Here is a 15,185-nt window from a genome sequence, read left to right on the forward strand (position 1 = left end):
CCGATTTGCGTGCTCCTCATCGCGGGACAAGCGCGCACCCAGCGGTATCTCACTGGCGGTGTAAGGGAGGACTTGCCCCGCGATGAGGCCACAAAAGTCTGACTCTGGCGTCAGACGGTCGCGCCATAAGCACCACTTGCCTGTTAGAATGCGCGGCTATTTTCTGGCGACCCCCGGTTTCTAGCATGTCCCGACTCAATCCCCGGCAACAGGAAGCCTGTGACTACGTCGGCGGCCCTCTTTTGGTGCTCGCCGGTGCAGGCTCCGGCAAGACCAGCGTGATCACGCGCAAGATCGCCCACCTGATCCAGAACTGCGGCATCCGCGCCCAGTACATCGTCGCGATGACCTTTACCAACAAGGCCGCGCGCGAGATGAAGGAGCGGGTCGGCACCCTGCTGCGCGCCGGAGAAGGCCGTGGGCTGACGGTGTGCACCTTCCACAACCTGGGCCTGAACATCATCCGCAAGGAGCATCAGCACCTGGGCTACAAGCCGGGGTTCTCGATCTTCGACGAGACCGACATCAAGGCGTTGCTGTCGGACATCATGCAAAAGGAATACTCCGGCGACGACGGCATCGACGAGATCAAGAACATGATCGGTGCCTGGAAAAACGACCTGATCATGCCCGCCGAGGCCCTGGAGAACGCGCGCAACCCGCGTGAGCAGACCGCCGCCATCGTCTACACCCACTACCAGCGCACGCTCAAGGCGTTCAACGCGGTGGACTTCGACGACCTGATCCTGCTGCCGGTCAAGCTGTTCCAGGAAAACCCCGAGGTACTCGAGCGCTGGCAGAACAAGGTGCGCTACCTGCTGGTCGACGAATACCAGGACACCAACGCCAGCCAGTATCTGCTGGTGAAGATGCTGATCGGCATGCGCAACCAGTTCACCGTGGTGGGCGACGATGACCAGTCGATCTATGCCTGGCGTGGCGCCCGTCCAGAAAACCTGATGCTGCTCAAGGACGACTACCCGTCCTTGAAAGTGGTGATGCTCGAGCAGAACTACCGCTCCACCAGCCGCATCCTGCGCTGCGCCAACGTGCTGATCGCCAACAACCCGCATGCGTTCGAGAAACAGCTGTGGAGCGAGATGGGCCACGGCGACGAGATCCGCGTGATCCGCTGCAAGAACGAAGAGGCCGAGGCCGAGCGGGTGGCCATGGAAATTCTCACCTTGCACCTGCGCACCGACCGCCCCTACAGCGACTTCGCCATCCTTTACCGGGGCAACTACCAGGCCAAGCTGATCGAATTGAAGCTGCAGCACCACCAGGTGCCGTATCGCCTGTCGGGCGGTAACAGCTTCTTCGGCCGCCAGGAGGTCAAGGACCTGATGGCCTACCTGCGCCTGTTGGTCAACCCGGATGACGACAACGCCTACCTGCGGGTAATCAACGTACCACGCCGGGAAATCGGCTCGACCACCCTGGAAAAGCTCGGCAACTACTCCACCGAGCGGGGCGTGTCGATGTACGCCGCCAGCGATGAGATGGGCCTGGGCGAGCACCTCGATGCGCGCTATACCGAGCGCTTGCAGCGTTTCAAGCATTGGCTCGATGGGGTCCGCCAAAAGGTGGCACTGGACGACCCGATCGCCGCGCTGCACGAAATGGTCCGCGACATCGACTACGAGAACTGGATCCGCCAGAACACCGCCAGCGACAAAGCCGCGGATTTTCGTATCAGCAACGTCTGGTTCCTCATCGATGCGCTGAAGAACACCCTCGAGAAAGACGAAGAGGGTGACATGACCATCGAAGACGCCATCGGCAAGCTGGTGCTGCGCGACATGCTCGAGCGCCAGCAGGAAGAAGAAGAGAACGCCGAAGGCGTGCAGATGATGACCTTGCACGCCTCCAAGGGCCTGGAATTTCCCTACGTGTTCATCATGGGCATGGAAGAAGAGATCCTCCCGCACCGCTCCAGCATCGAGGCCGACACCATCGAAGAGGAGCGGCGCCTGGCTTACGTGGGCATCACCCGCGCGCGCCAGACCCTGGCCTTCACCTTCGCCGCCAAGCGCAAGCAATACGGCGAAATCATCGACTGCACGCCCAGCCGGTTCCTCGACGAACTGCCGCCGGACGATCTGTCGTGGGAAGGCCTGGATGATGCGCCGGTGGAAGTCAAAGCCGCGCGTGGCAACAACGCATTGGCCGATATACGGGCCATGCTCAAGCGCTAATCACCTTTAAACTTTGCCACAGCACATCGCCGTGGCCATTTTTGCTACATCGAGGAATACACCAGTGGAAGCACTGCAGCAGAAGATTCGCGAAGAAGGCATCGTGCTTTCCGACCAGGTTCTCAAAGTCGACGCGTTTCTCAACCACCAGATCGACCCTGCGCTGATGCAGCTGATCGGTGACGAATTCGCCCGTCTGTATGCAGACAGCGGCGTGACCAAGATCGTCACCATCGAAGCCTCGGGCATCGCCCCGGCGGTGATGACGGGTCTGAAGCTGGGTGTGCCGGTGATCTTCGCCCGCAAGCACCAGTCGCTGACCCTGACCGAGAACCTGCTGACCGCCTCGGTGTATTCCTTCACCAAACAGACCGAGAACACCGTGGCGATCTCGCCGCGTCACCTCAACAGCAGCGACCGGGTACTGGTGATCGACGACTTCCTGGCCAACGGCAAGGCATCGCAAGCGCTGATCTCGATCATCAAGCAGGCGGGCGCAACCGTTGCCGGTCTGGGCATCGTCATCGAGAAGTCGTTCCAGGGTGGGCGTGCCGAGCTCGATAGCCAGGGCTATCGCGTTGAGTCGCTGGCTCGGGTGAAATCGCTGGAAGGCGGCGTGGTCAGCTTCATCGACTGATGGTGGCTTGATTGGGGCCGCTGCGCGCCCCTTCGCGGGCAAGCCCGCTCCCACAAGTTCTGCGTTGTTCACATCACCTGTGATCGACTCGCACTCTGTGGGAGCGGGCTTGCCCGCGAAGGGGCGCGCAGCGGCCCCAAAATCAGCGAGTCGCCTGCAATCCGGCCAGCAATAACCGCTGGTACAGCTCCTCCTTCAGCCCTTGCGGCTGCTCCAGCCCCATCCGCGCCAGCTGCGTCGGATAGGCCTCAGGCGCCGGGGCATCCAGTGCCGCCTTGCCCAACTGCAACACCTCGCTCAGCTTGAACTTGCTCTTGAGCCAGTTCAGCGCCCGCAGCAAATCCCGCTCTTCGGCGGTGAAATCACTCCCCAGCGGATACTCCGGGAACAACCGCGGATGATGCTCACGCAGCGCCTCAAGCCGCTCAGGTGTGTTGTCCCTGAAGCGCTCGTCCAACTCGAAATCCTTGGCCAGCTTGCCCGCCGCCTTGGCCTGCTCCATCAATTCAGCCTGAAAGCGTGAATCGCTGATCGCCAGCAACCGCGCGATCACCTCGCTGTCAGTCTGCCCGCGCAGGTCCGCAATGCCATACTCGGTTACCACGATGTCGCGTAGATGGCGAGGAATGGTGCAGTGGCCATAGGTCCAGAACAGGTTCGAGGTCACCTCGCCGCCCGCCTCGCGCCAGCTCCTGAGCAGCAGAATCGAACGCCCGCCTTCCAGCGCATGGCCCTGGGCAACGAAGTTGTACTGGCCGCCGACGCCGCTGAGCACGCGGCCATCTTCCAACTGATCGGCCACCCCGGCGCCTAGCAGGGTCATGCCGAACACCGTGTTGATGAAGCGAGCATCGCGGCGCTGACGGCGCTTGAGTTCTTCCTGGCCGTACAGTTCGTTGATGAAGCTGATGGCGGTCATGGCGTATTGCTTGCGCTGCTCCAGCGGCATCTCGCGCAGGCGCTGGTAGAACGCGCGCGGACCGAGGAAGAATCCGCCATGCACCAGTACCCCGTGCTCATCGGCAGGCCTGCGCACCACGCCAGCTTCGGCCAACGCCAAGAGGCCGTTGACGAACATTTCGCTGCAGCCATACAAGCCTTGGGCGAATGCATCCAGGCCACCTTCCCTGTCGATCAGTGACTGCCAGGGGCCGACGTCCAGTTCGCTGAGCAAGGCGCGGTAGCCCTGGTTGTCGCCCTGACGCGCCAGCAAGGCTGCAGCCACGGCGTCGCCCATGGCGCCGATGCCGATCTGCAGGGTGCCGCCGTCACGCACTAGGGTGCTGGCGTATAAACCGATGCAGTGATCCTGGGTCACAACCGGCATATTGGGGGTCGAGAACAGCCGCCGCTGCTCCGGCTCGTCGATCAGCACGTCGAACGCCTCTCGCCCCAGCTGCGCAGCACCCGGCATGTAGGGCAACTCGCTGTGCACCTGGCCGAGGATCAGGATGGTTTCGCCAGCTGCGCGACGCTTGGCGATCATGGGTAGCAGGTCGAGGGTGATGTCCGGGTTGCAGGCCAGGCTCAGCTGATCAGGATGCTCCGGGGTTGCGGCCACCAACTGCGCCACCAGGTTGAGGCCCTTGGCGTTGATGTCGCGGGCGGCATGGCTGTAGTTGCTGCTGACGTAGTCCTGCTGGGCCATGGCGCTGTGCAGCAGGCTGCCGGGCTGCATGAAGAACTGCTCGACGCGGATGTTCGCGGGCAGTTGGTCATTGCGCAGGTCGGCGAGGTAGTCGAGCTCTTGGTAGTCGGCGAACACCCGTTCGATGAAGGGTTCGAGGAAGCGCCGTTGCAGGCCGTCGCCCAGCGGTGGGCGGCCCAGGGTCAGCGCGGTGTAGATGGTCAAGCGGCGTTCCGGCAACCCGCGAATTCTGGCGTAGAGCGCATTGACGAAGGCATTGGGCTTACCCAGGCCCAGGGGCAGGCCCATGTGGATGTGCGCCGGCAGGTGAGCGAGGACATGCTCGACCGCCTGGTCGATGGAACAGCTGTGGGCCATCTGTGCCTCCTGTGACATCCGTGCATTCAGGGGTTGGACCGTGGGCAGCCTGCAATTGCTGCATAGGCCTATTCGCGGGCAAGCCCGCTCCCACAGGGTGAGCGATGATCCCTGTGGGAGCGGGCTTGCCCGCGAAAAGGACAGCACCCATTCAAGCCCGCAAACACAAAGCCCGCCAAACGGCGGGCTGTGCAAATTCAGTTAAGCCTCAAAGGCCAGACATCTTCTTGATCGCAGCCTTGAGCTCTTCATCCGAGCAATCGGCGCAGGTGCCTTTCGGCGGCATGGCGTTGATGCCGGTGATCGCCTTGGCCAGGATGCCATCCAAGCCGCCCTGGTGATCGGCGCGCTCTTTCCACGCGGCGGTATCGCCAATCTTCGGCGCATCCAGCAGGCCGGTGCCATGGCAGGCGTTGCAGTGCTTGGCGATAACCTCATCAGGCGTCTTCGCTCCACCGCCGCTGGCAGCGGTTGCCACTTCCATGCCTTTGCACTCCTGGCCCTGGACACACACCTGGCCGACCGGCTCCAGGCGCTTGGCAAGTTCATCGTTGGTCGCTGCGTGTGCATTGAGTGCCCAGAGGGCGAAAACGGCTGCTGGTACGGCCAGCATCTTCTTGATTTGGTTCACGCGTACACCCTCATGGTGGCTAATCACGCCCGCAGCCACGAATTGCGGGCGTTGAAAAGTATAGCGGGATCCCAAGAGCCGTGAAACGACCACACACTGGAAAGGGGTATTGGCGAAACAATACGCTGCGCTGGATCAAAAGTTCGACGGCGTGGCAGCGCTGATCAGCCGGGCAGGCTCGTTGAAGGGGTTGCGAAAACGGTGCGGGCGGGTGCTTTCGAAGTAGTAGCTGTCGCCGGCTTCGAGCAGGAAGGTCTCGGTGCCGACCACCAGCTCCAGGCGGCCTTCGAGCAAGATGCCGGTCTCTTCGCCATCATGGGTCAGCATTTCTTCGCCGGTGTCAGCACCCGGTGGATAAACCTCGTTGAGGAAGGCAATCGCCCGATTGGGGTGCGACTTGCCGACCAGCTTCATGGTCACCGCACCATCGGAGATATCGATCAGCTCGTGTGCCTTGTAGACGATCTGCGTGGGACTCTCCGACGCCAGCTCGACCGAAAAGAACTCGACCATGGACATGGGAATGCCGCTGAGCACCTTGCGCAGGGAGCTGATCGACGGGCTCACGCTGTTCTTCTCGATCATCGAGATGGTGCTGTTGGTTACCCCCGCGCGCTTGGCGAGTTCACGCTGGGACAGGCCCTTGAGCTTGCGGATGGCTTGCAGTCGTTCGCCGACGTCCAAAGCTGGAGCCTCCTGAAACGGTCGAGATGGGGTCGAATGTGAACGATATCATGGCAATGCCGTTCAGTATTTACAACACTCGAGACCCCAGCCTGTCCGCTTCAGCGCCTTATTCGCCGATATAGTCCAGCGGCACGCGTTTGAGGTTGCAGAAGATCTGGTAGGGGATGGTGCCCGCAGCCATCGCCACGTCGCTGGCCAGTACCTGCTTGCCCCACAGCTCGACCGGGCTGCCCAGGGTCGCTTCGGGGATGTCGGTGAGGTCGACGCAGAGCATGTCCATCGACACTCGACCGATCAACTGGCTGCGCTTGCCGGCGACCATCACCGGCGTACCGGTAGGCGCCAAACGCGGATAGCCATCGGCATACCCCATGGCCACCACGCCGACGCGGGTCGGGCGCGGGCTGACGAACTTGGCGCCATAGCCCACCGGCTCGCCAGCCGGCAGCTCGCGCACGCTGATGATCCGCGATTGCAGGGTCATCACCGGTTGCAAGCGTGCGGCCTCAGCCTGGGCGACTTCGAACGGGGTAGCGCCGTACAACATGATGCCGGGGCGCACCCAGTCGCTCGGCACGTGCGGCCAGCCCAGCACTGCCGGGGAGTTGCGCAGGCTGCACTCGGCGCTCAGGCCCTGACGGGCGGCTTCGAATACCGCCACCTGTTGCGCCGTCGCGTCGACGTTCAACTCGTCGGCGCGGGCGAAGTGGCTCATCAGCACGATGCGCGCAACCTTGCCGCTGGCCAGCAGGCGCTGGTAAGCGTCGTGGTAATCCTTCGGATGCACGCCAACCCGGTGCATACCGGTATCGAGCTTGAGCCAGATCTTCAGCGGCTTGCTGACTGGGGTCTGCTCGATCGCTTCCAGCTGCCACAGCGAATGCATCACGCACCACAGCTCATGCTCGCTGATCAGGGCCAGTTCGCTGGCCTCGAAGAAGCCTTCGAGCAATAGCACCGGGGCCTTGATGCCCGCCGCACGCAGCTCCAGGGCTTCCTCGATGCAGGCCACGGCAAAGCCATCAGCCTCGGCCTCGAGCGCCAGGGCACAACGTACCGCGCCGTGGCCATAGGCATCGGCCTTGATCACGGCAAGGGCCTTGGCGCCGGATAACTCACGGGCCAGACGGTAGTTGTGACGCAGGGCTTGAAGATCGATCAGGGCACGGGCGGGACGCATGGCGGCAGCCTTTTGGCAGTTCTGGTTTGAATAAATCCCCGGCACGGCAGACGGGGGTAGGTGCCACCGCGCCGGGGTGAGGGAACGGGTTACGGCAGTGCGGCGACTACCGACAGCTCAACGAGGATTTCTGGCTCGCACAGCTTGGCTTCGACCGTGGCACGGGCCGGGGCGACGCCTTCTGGCAGCCACTGGTCCCACACTGCGTTCATGCCGGCGAAGTGCGCATCGATGTCCTTCAGATAGATGGTCACCGACAGCAGGCGAGTCTTGTCGGTGCCCGCCTGATCCAGCAGCTTCTCGATGCTGGCAAGGGTTTCGCGGGTCTGCTGTTCGATGCCGGCGCTCATGTCGTCAGCCACTTGGCCCGCCAGGTAAACGGTGCCGTTGTGGGTGACGATCTGGCTCATGCGCTCATTGGTGAGCTGGCGCTGGATTGCCATGCTTGGCGATCTCCTTGTTGTTGCCGTAACGGGAAATATCGAGGCCTTCGGCACTGATTTGCGGCTTGCGCCGGGCAATCAGGTCGGCCAGCAAACGGCCGGAGCCGCAGGCCATGGTCCAGCCCAAGGTGCCGTGACCGGTGTTGAGGAACAGGTTACGGAACGGTGTGGCACCGACGATCGGCGTGCCGTCCGGAGTCGCCGGACGCAGGCCGGTCCAGAAGCTGGCCTGGCTCAGGTCACCGCCGCGAGGATAAAGGTCGTTGACGATCATCTCCAGCGTTTCGCGTCGACGCGGGTTCAGCGACAGGTCAAAACCGGCGATTTCAGCCATTCCGCCGACGCGGATACGGTTGTCGAAACGGGTGATGGCGACCTTGTAGGTTTCGTCGAGAATGGTCGAGGTCGGGGCCATCGCCGGGTCGGTGATCGGCACGGTCAGCGAATAGCCTTTGAGCGGGTAGACCGGCGCCTTGATGCCCAGCGGCTTGAGCATCTGCGGCGAATAGCTGCCCAGCGCCAGCACGTAGCGGTCAGCGGTTTCCAGCTTGCCGTCGATCCACACACCGTTGATCCGGTCGCCTGCGAAGTCCAGGCGCTGGATGTCCTGGCCGAAGCGGAATTCAACGCCCAGCTTGATCGCCATCTCAGCCAGCTTGGTGGTGAACAGCTGGCAGTCGCCCGTCTGGTCGTTGGGCAGGCGCAGGGCGCCGGCGAGGATGTCCTTGACCCCGGCCAGGGCCGGTTCGACGCGGGCAATGCCGTCGCGGTCGAGCAGCTCGTAGGGCACGCCGGATTGTTCGAGCACGGCGATGTCTTTAGCGGCGGCGTCTACCTGGGCCTGGGTGCGGAACAACTGGGTGGTGCCCAGCGCGCGGTTTTCATAGCTCAAGCCGGTTTCGGCGCGCAGCTCGTCGAGGCAGTCACGGCTGTACTCGGACAGACGCACCATGCGCTCCTTGTTCACCGCATAACGGCTGGCGGTGCAGTTGCGCAGCATCTGCGCCATCCACAGGTACTGATCGACGTCGCCAGTCAGCTTGATGGCCAGCGGGGCGTGGCGTTCGAGCAGCCACTTGATGGCCTTGAGCGGCACGCCAGGGGCAGCCCAGGGCGAGGCATAGCCGGGCGAGATCTGGCCGGCGTTGGCAAAGCTGGTTTCCATGGCCACCGCTGGCTGGCGGTCGACCACCGTGACTTCGAAACCTTGCCGGGCCAGATAGTAGGCACTGGCGGTTCCGATTACACCGCTACCAAGTACCAGAACTCGCATCGTTTATCCCTCGCACGCGGCGCACCGCAGTCTTTTGTTGATATGGCATGGATGCGCGCAGTATAAGAAGGACAGGCCAGTGCATTTCACTATATAAAAGCCTATATTTGGCGACAATTCTTGGCAAATTGGCCTTTCACGGAGGGGCATCCCCTATGAGAACCCAGCATCAGAGCAAGCGTGAACTGGACAAGATCGACCGCAACATCCTGCGGATCCTGCAGAGTGACGGGCGTATTTCCTTCACCGAACTGGGCGAAAAAGTAGGGCTTTCCACGACCCCTTGCACCGAGCGCGTGCGCCGCCTGGAGCGCGAGGGGATCATCATGGGCTACAACGCCCGGCTCAATCCGCAGCACCTTAAAGGCAGCCTGCTGGTGTTCGTCGAAATCAGCCTGGACTACAAGTCGGGCGACACCTTCGAGGAGTTCCGTCGCGCCGTGCTCAAGCTGCCGCATGTACTCGAATGCCACTTGGTCTCGGGCGACTTCGACTACTTGGTGAAGGCACGGATTTCCGAGATGGCCTCGTACCGCAAGCTGCTGGGCGACATCCTCCTCAAGCTGCCGCATGTGCGCGAGTCCAAGAGCTATATCGTCATGGAAGAAGTCAAAGAGAGCCTGTGCCTGCCGATCCCCGATTGAGGCTGCTCAGACCAGGACCTGGCGCGTACTGGCGATGAACTGGTGGACCAACTGCTCGGCCTGCGGGTCGATGGGCTGCTGCGGCCCACGCCCACGTGGGCAGGCCATGCGCGGGGTGGTGCCGAACAGGCGGCAGATCATTGGCCGATCTTCGTAGACAGTGCAGCCTTGCGGGCCTAGGTGTACGCAGTCCAGGCGCTCGAGGGCGGCGTCCTGCTCGGCCTGAGACTTGCGCGGTAGCTGGGCCATTTCTTCTGCTGAAGTAGTGACCGGACCGCAGCAGTCGTGGCAGCCTGGCTCGCATTCGAACGAAGGAATGAGCTCGCGCAGGAAGTGGATCTTGTGGCGATTGCAGGACATGGCGGCGCTAGGATCAAGAGAATGTGCTCAATTATAGGCCCATTCGCGGGGCAAGCCCGCTCCCACGTGACCACAGGTCTAGGCTGCCAGGGCGTACGCTAGGTGGGAGCGGCCTTGACCCGCGATAGCGCTTGTTGCCGCACCACCCACCCCAGCTTATCCTCGCATCCCTCCACAAACACCCAGGGCCGAGCCAATGATCCACAGCGCGCAGCACGCCGCCTCCTATTACGCCGCCAGCAGCGCGCCGCAGCCTGACTACCCGGCCTTGGAAGGCGAGCACAGCGCAGACGTGTGCATCGTCGGCGGCGGCTACTCGGGCCTGAACACCGCCATCGAACTGGCCGAGCGCGGCCTCTCAGTGATCCTTCTCGAAGCACATAAGATCGGCTGGGGCGCCAGCGGTCGCAATGGCGGGCAACTGATCCGCGGCGTTGGCCATGGCGTCGAGCAGTTCCTGCCGGTCATCGGCGAGCAAGGCGTGCGCAGCCTGAAACTGATGGGCCTGGAAGCAGTGGACATCGTGCGCCAGCGGGTCGAACGCCACGCCATCGACTGCGACCTGACCTGGGGCTACTGCGACCTGGCCAACAAGCCGGGCGAGCTGCAAGGTTTCGCCGAAGACGCCGAAGAGCTGCGCAGCCTGGGCTATGCCCATGAGCTAAAACTGGTGTCGGCTGAACAGATCCATACCGTGGTGGGTTCCGAACGCTATGTCGGCGGTCTGATCGACATGGGCTCGGGCCATCTGCATCCGCTCAACCTGGCGCTGGGTGAGGCGACCGTGGCCAGCCAGCTGGGCGTGAAGCTGCATGAGCAGGCGGCGGTGACCCGCATCGACTACGGGCCGCAGGTGCAAGTGCACACCGCCCGCGGCCGGGTTCACGCCAACACTCTGGTGCTGTGCTGCAACGCCTATCACAACGATCTGAACCGCGAGCTAGGGGGCAAAGTGTTGCCCGCTGGCAGCTACATCATCGCCACCGAGCCCCTGGGCGAAGAACGCGCGCGTTCGTTGCTGCCGCAGAATATGGCGGTGTGTGATCAGCGGGTGGCGCTGGACTACTATCGGCTTTCGGCCGACAAGCGTCTGTTGTTCGGCGGCGCTTGCCACTATTCCGGGCGTGACCCCAAGGACATCGCCGCCTATATGCGGCCAAAGATGCTCAAGGTGTTCCCGCAACTGGCCGATGTTCGAATCGATTTTCAGTGGGGCGGGATGATCGGCATCGGCGCCAACCGCCTGCCGCAGATCGGTCGCCTGGCCAGCCAGCAGAATGTGTATTACGCCCAGGCCTACTCCGGGCATGGGCTGAATGCCACGCACTTGGCTGGGCGCTTGCTGGGTGAGGCGATCAGTGGCCAGCAGAGCGGGCGCTTCGATCTGTTTGCGCAGGTGCCGCACATGACCTTCCCTGGCGGTAGGCATCTGCGTTCGCCATTGTTGGCGTTGGGGATGCTTTGGCATCGGTTGAAAGAATTGGTTTGATCCTGGGGCTTTGTCGCCAGAGCCATTTTCGGGCTGCTTTGCAGCCCATCGCAGGCAAGCCAGCTCCCACAGGGGCCGCGCAGCCTGTAGGCGCTGGCTTGGCTGCGATGGGCCGCAACGCGGCTCCAAGAATCCCAACCGTTGATCAATCCTTCCAGAACGGCTTGCGCCCTTCAGTGCGCGCCTGATCCCAAGTCAACCCAACATCGCGCAACTGCGCCTCATCAAGCTGCAACAGCGACTTGCGGGTATTCCAGCGATGCAGCATCAAGCCCAGTCGCCCTAGCCCAGCCGGGGCACTGTAGACCCGCGGCAGCTGCCCCTCCTCAAGCTCTTTGCCCAACAGTTGCAAGCGCACATCGCTCAAGCCACCCATCGCTGCGTCCTCCTGATCAGCTCATACCGTGGAGAAAGCATGCGCGTGCGCGAGCATGACAATACAGACCCAATACAGGCTTATTATTCCCATACAGAATTAGCTGAATAACCGCTGAATGCTGTATTTTTCAGCGATCTGTACTGGTCGCTCAGCATCCTGAGCACAGGAGTATGCCGTGACACTTTACCTGAACCTCGCCGAGCTACTCGGCGCCCGCATCGAGCAGGGCCTGTACCGTCCTGGCCAACGCTTGCCATCGGTACGCTCCTTGAGCCTGGAACACGGCGTGAGCCTGAGCACCGTACAGCAGGCCTATCGCATGCTCGAAGACAACGGCCTGGTCGCGCCACGGCCCAAATCTGGCTATTTCGTCACTGACCACCGCAGCCTCCCTGCCCTGCCAGCGATCAGCCGGCCGGCGCAGCGGCCAGTGGATATCTCGCAATGGGAACAGGTGCTGGAGCTGGTACGCAGCACCCCGCAAGCAGACGTGATCCAGCTCGGCCGTGGCATGCCCGATGTCAACAGCCCGACCCTCAAGCCGCTGCTGCGCAGCCTTGCGCAGATTAGCCGGCGGCAGGACATGCCCGGCCTGTATTACGACAACATCCACGGCAATCTCGCCCTGCGCGAGCAGATCGCCCGGCTGATGCTCGATTCCGGCTGCCGGGTGAGCCCTGCCGATTTGGTGGTGACCACCGGTTGCCACGAGGCGTTGTCGACCAGCATCCGCGCCGTCTGTGAAACCGGCGATATCGTCGCGGTGGACTCGCCCAGCTTTCACGGCGCCATGCAGACGCTCAAGGGCCTGGGCATGAAGGCCTTGGAGATCCCCACCGACCCGATCACCGGGATCAGCCTGGAGGCGTTGGAACTGGCCCTGGAACAGTGGCCGATCAAGCTCATCCAGATCACGCCCAGCTGCAACAACCCAATGGGCTACATCATGCCCGAGGCGCGCAAGAAGGCCTTGCTGACCCTGGCCCAGCGCTACGATGTGGCGATCCTCGAAGACGATGTGTATGGCGACCTGGCCTACACCTACCCGCGCCCACGCACGGTCAAGTCGTTCGATGAAGATGGCCGGGTGCTGTTGTGCAGTTCCTTCTCCAAGACCTTGGCGCCAGGCCTGCGTATCGGCTGGGTCGCGCCCGGGCGCTACCTGGAGCGGGTGCTGCACATGAAATACATCAGCACCGGCAGCACCTCAGCCCAACCACAGCTGGCCATCGCCGACTTCATCGAGGCGGGGCACTATCACCCGCATGTGCGGCGCATGCGCAGCCAGTACCAGCGCGGCCGCGAGCAGATGATCGATTGGGTTACCCGCTACTTCCCGCCTGGCACCCGCGCCAGCCGGCCTCAGGGCGGCTTCATGCTGTGGGTCGAATTGCCGGAAAGTTTCGATACGCTACGGCTGAACCGCGCTTTACTGGAGCAAGGGGTGCAGATTGCCGTGGGCAGTATCTTCTCGGCCTCAGGCAAGTACCGGCACTGCCTACGGATGAATTACGCCGCGCGGCCCACCCCGCAAATCGAGGCAGCGGTGCGCAAGGTGGGTGAAACCGCCCTTCGTCTACTGGTCGAAGAACACAGCCAAGCGTAACTTTGCGCCGCCCTCCATGGTCCATAGCTCATAGGCCTTTGCTGTACAGGACGACCCTTACTTGAGACTCCAGCGAGCTCTGCCCCTCTTGCTGGCGCTAGCGCTCGGCCTTGCCGGGTGCGCCAGCGTCGGAACCCCGCGTGAAGTCAGCCAGGCGCTGCCGGCCAACGACTCGGCCTTCGGCCGCTCGGTGCTGCGCCAGGCGGCACCTTATGAAGGCCGCTCGGGTTTTCGCCTGCTGCCCAACAGCAACGAGGCCTTCCGCGCGCGGGCTGAGCTGATTCGCAACGCCCAGGCCAGCATCGACCTGCAGTACTACATCGTCCATGACGGCCTGAGCACGCGGGCGCTGGTCCACGAACTGCTGCGTGCCGCCGACCGCGGCGTGCGCGTGCGCATCCTGCTCGACGACACCACCAGCGACGGCCTCGATACCCTGATGGGCACCCTCGCCGCCCACCCGAACATCCATATCCGCGTCTTCAACCCACTGCACCTAGGGCGCAGTACCGGCGTCACCCGCGCCATGGGCCGGCTGTTCAATCTGTCGCGCCAGCACCGACGCATGCACAACAAGCTGTTCCTGGTCGACAACAGCATGGCCATCGTCGGCGGGCGCAACCTGGGCGATGAGTATTTCGACGCCGAGCCCAATCTCAATTTCACTGACATCGACCTGCTCGGCGTCGGCCCGGTGGCCGAGCAGCTTGGGCACGGTTTCGACCAGTACTGGAACAGCGCCCTGAGCCGGCCTATCGGCGATTTTCTCTGGCGCGAGCCGGATGCCGACGACCTGCGCGCCAGCCGCCATCGCCTGGAAGTGTCCTTGGCCGAAGCGCGGATCAAGCGCAAGGCGCTGTATGACCGACTGATGGCTTACCAGTCCCAGCCGCGCCTGGATGTCTGGCGCAATGAGCTGATCTGGGCGCACAGCCAGGCCCTGTGGGATGCGCCGAGCAAGGTCCTGGCCCAGGACGAGCCAGATCCGCAGCTGCTGATGAGCCAGCAACTGGCGCCGGACCTGAACAATGTCGATCACGAGCTGATTCTGGTGTCGGCCTATTTCGTCCCCGGTGAAGAAGGTCTGCTGTACCTGACCAGCCATGCCGACGCGGGCATTTCAGTCAAATTGCTGACCAACTCGCTGGAAGCCACTGACGTGCCGGCCGTGCATGGCGGCTATGCGCCGTACCGCCGCGCCCTGCTGGAGCATGGCGTACAGCTGTATGAGCTGCGCCGTCAGCCGGGTGATCCGAGTGCCAGTCGTGGCATCAACTTCCATGGCAGTTCGGATTCCAGCCTGCACAGCAAGGCAATCGTGTTCGATCGGCGCAAGACCTTTATCGGCTCGTTCAACTTCGACCCGCGGTCAGTGCTGTGGAATACCGAGGTCGGGGTGTTGGTCGACAGCCCGGAGCTGGCCGAGTACACCCGCGACCTGGCGGTGCAGGGCATGGCACCAGCGCTCAGTTACCAGCCGACGCTGGTGGCTGGCAAGTTGGTGTGGGTAACCGAGGACAATGGTAAACGGCACATGCTCACCACCGAGCCGGGCGGCATATGGCGCAGGTTCAATGCCTGGATCAGCAAAGCCGTGGGGCTGGAGAAAATGCTCTAGGGCCAATCGCGGGGCAAGCCCGCTGCCACGCTTGCCTG

Annotated in this window: 14 protein-coding genes; 6 read left to right on the forward strand and 8 right to left on the reverse strand. The window is 62.9% G+C overall.

What is annotated here, in order from left to right; genetic code table 11:
* Positions 1 to 185: 185 nt before the first annotated feature.
* Complete coding sequence (rep, locus tag OIU19_RS05395) at positions 186 to 2,195, forward strand: DNA helicase Rep (RefSeq protein WP_186553000.1); 2,010 nt, start codon at positions 186 to 188, stop codon at positions 2,193 to 2,195.
* Between the two features lie 64 nt (positions 2,196 to 2,259).
* Positions 2,260 to 2,832 (forward strand): xanthine phosphoribosyltransferase, encoded by a 573-nt coding sequence (locus OIU19_RS05400; RefSeq protein ID WP_264233965.1) that lies wholly within the window; start codon positions 2,260 to 2,262, stop codon positions 2,830 to 2,832.
* A 142-nt stretch (positions 2,833 to 2,974) separates the two neighbouring features.
* On the opposite strand, the gene OIU19_RS05405 is transcribed toward OIU19_RS05400, so the two are convergent.
* The 6 genes from OIU19_RS05405 to dadA form a co-directional block, all read right to left on the reverse strand.
* Entirely contained in the window at positions 2,975 to 4,837 is a 1,863-nt protein-coding gene (locus OIU19_RS05405; RefSeq protein WP_264233967.1) for an acetyl-CoA hydrolase/transferase C-terminal domain-containing protein, read from the reverse strand.
* Between the two features lie 208 nt (positions 4,838 to 5,045).
* Positions 5,046 to 5,468 carry a cytochrome c5 family protein gene (locus OIU19_RS05410; protein ID WP_264233968.1) on the reverse strand — a complete coding sequence of 141 codons (423 nt, stop codon included), beginning with the start codon at positions 5,466 to 5,468 and terminating at the stop codon, positions 5,046 to 5,048.
* Positions 5,469 to 5,603: 135 nt separating this feature from the next.
* Positions 5,604 to 6,152 (reverse strand): cupin domain-containing protein, encoded by a 549-nt coding sequence (locus OIU19_RS05415; RefSeq protein WP_186553003.1) that lies wholly within the window; start codon positions 6,150 to 6,152, stop codon positions 5,604 to 5,606.
* 109 nt (positions 6,153 to 6,261) lie between these two features.
* A complete protein-coding gene (gene alr, locus OIU19_RS05420; RefSeq protein WP_264233969.1) occupies positions 6,262 to 7,335 on the reverse strand; it encodes an alanine racemase in 1,074 nt (357 codons plus the stop codon).
* 89 nt (positions 7,336 to 7,424) lie between these two features.
* Positions 7,425 to 7,778: a RidA family protein gene (locus OIU19_RS05425; protein WP_186553005.1), complete on the reverse strand. Its 354-nt coding sequence runs from the start codon at positions 7,776 to 7,778 to the stop codon at positions 7,425 to 7,427.
* Positions 7,750 to 9,051 (reverse strand): D-amino acid dehydrogenase, encoded by a 1,302-nt coding sequence (gene dadA, locus OIU19_RS05430; protein ID WP_186553006.1) that lies wholly within the window; start codon positions 9,049 to 9,051, stop codon positions 7,750 to 7,752. The genes OIU19_RS05425 and dadA overlap by 29 nt, the downstream gene beginning before the upstream one ends.
* Before the next feature lie 155 nt (positions 9,052 to 9,206).
* On the opposite strand from dadA, the gene dadR reads away from it, so the two are divergent.
* Positions 9,207 to 9,695 (forward strand): transcriptional regulator DadR, encoded by a 489-nt coding sequence (gene dadR, locus OIU19_RS05435; RefSeq protein WP_039581953.1) that lies wholly within the window; start codon positions 9,207 to 9,209, stop codon positions 9,693 to 9,695.
* A gap of 6 nt (positions 9,696 to 9,701) precedes the next feature.
* On the opposite strand, the gene OIU19_RS05440 is transcribed toward dadR, so the two are convergent.
* A complete protein-coding gene (locus OIU19_RS05440) occupies positions 9,702 to 10,055 on the reverse strand; it encodes a YkgJ family cysteine cluster protein (protein ID WP_186553007.1) in 354 nt (117 codons plus the stop codon).
* 196 nt (positions 10,056 to 10,251) lie between these two features.
* On the opposite strand from OIU19_RS05440, the gene OIU19_RS05445 reads away from it, so the two are divergent.
* Positions 10,252 to 11,544 (forward strand): FAD-binding oxidoreductase, encoded by a 1,293-nt coding sequence (locus tag OIU19_RS05445; protein WP_264233973.1) that lies wholly within the window; start codon positions 10,252 to 10,254, stop codon positions 11,542 to 11,544.
* Between the two features lie 145 nt (positions 11,545 to 11,689).
* Here the strand turns inward: OIU19_RS05445 and OIU19_RS05450 are convergent, their stop codons facing one another.
* Positions 11,690 to 11,920 (reverse strand): DUF1127 domain-containing protein, encoded by a 231-nt coding sequence (locus OIU19_RS05450; RefSeq protein ID WP_264233976.1) that lies wholly within the window; start codon positions 11,918 to 11,920, stop codon positions 11,690 to 11,692.
* Between the two features lie 178 nt (positions 11,921 to 12,098).
* On the opposite strand from OIU19_RS05450, the gene OIU19_RS05455 reads away from it, so the two are divergent.
* Both OIU19_RS05455 and OIU19_RS05460 read left to right on the forward strand, forming a co-directional pair.
* A complete protein-coding gene (locus OIU19_RS05455) occupies positions 12,099 to 13,529 on the forward strand; it encodes a PLP-dependent aminotransferase family protein (RefSeq protein ID WP_264233978.1) in 1,431 nt (476 codons plus the stop codon).
* 61 nt (positions 13,530 to 13,590) lie between these two features.
* A complete protein-coding gene (locus tag OIU19_RS05460; RefSeq protein ID WP_264233980.1) occupies positions 13,591 to 15,147 on the forward strand; it encodes a phospholipase D family protein in 1,557 nt (518 codons plus the stop codon).
* Positions 15,148 to 15,185: the final 38 nt, after the last annotated feature.

This window comes from Pseudomonas sp. BT-42-2, from assembly GCF_025847435.2.
GTDB classification, from domain to species: domain Bacteria; phylum Pseudomonadota; class Gammaproteobacteria; order Pseudomonadales; family Pseudomonadaceae; genus Aquipseudomonas; species Aquipseudomonas urmiensis.

Coding starts and splice junctions, on each gene's coding strand:
- OIU19_RS05440 (WP_186553007.1), bottom strand. CDS start 10,055: ATGTCCTGCAATCGCCACAAGATCCACTTCCTGCGCGAGCTCATTCCT.
- rep (WP_186553000.1), top strand. CDS start 186: ATGTCCCGACTCAATCCCCGGCAACAGGAAGCCTGTGACTACGTCGGC.
- OIU19_RS05405 (WP_264233967.1), bottom strand. CDS start 4,837: ATGGCCCACAGCTGTTCCATCGACCAGGCGGTCGAGCATGTCCTCGCT.
- alr (WP_264233969.1), bottom strand. CDS start 7,335: ATGCGTCCCGCCCGTGCCCTGATCGATCTTCAAGCCCTGCGTCACAAC.
- dadR (WP_039581953.1), top strand. CDS start 9,207: ATGAGAACCCAGCATCAGAGCAAGCGTGAACTGGACAAGATCGACCGC.
- OIU19_RS05450 (WP_264233976.1), bottom strand. CDS start 11,920: ATGGGTGGCTTGAGCGATGTGCGCTTGCAACTGTTGGGCAAAGAGCTT.
- OIU19_RS05445 (WP_264233973.1), top strand. CDS start 10,252: ATGATCCACAGCGCGCAGCACGCCGCCTCCTATTACGCCGCCAGCAGC.
- dadA (WP_186553006.1), bottom strand. CDS start 9,051: ATGCGAGTTCTGGTACTTGGTAGCGGTGTAATCGGAACCGCCAGTGCC.
- OIU19_RS05425 (WP_186553005.1), bottom strand. CDS start 7,778: ATGGCAATCCAGCGCCAGCTCACCAATGAGCGCATGAGCCAGATCGTC.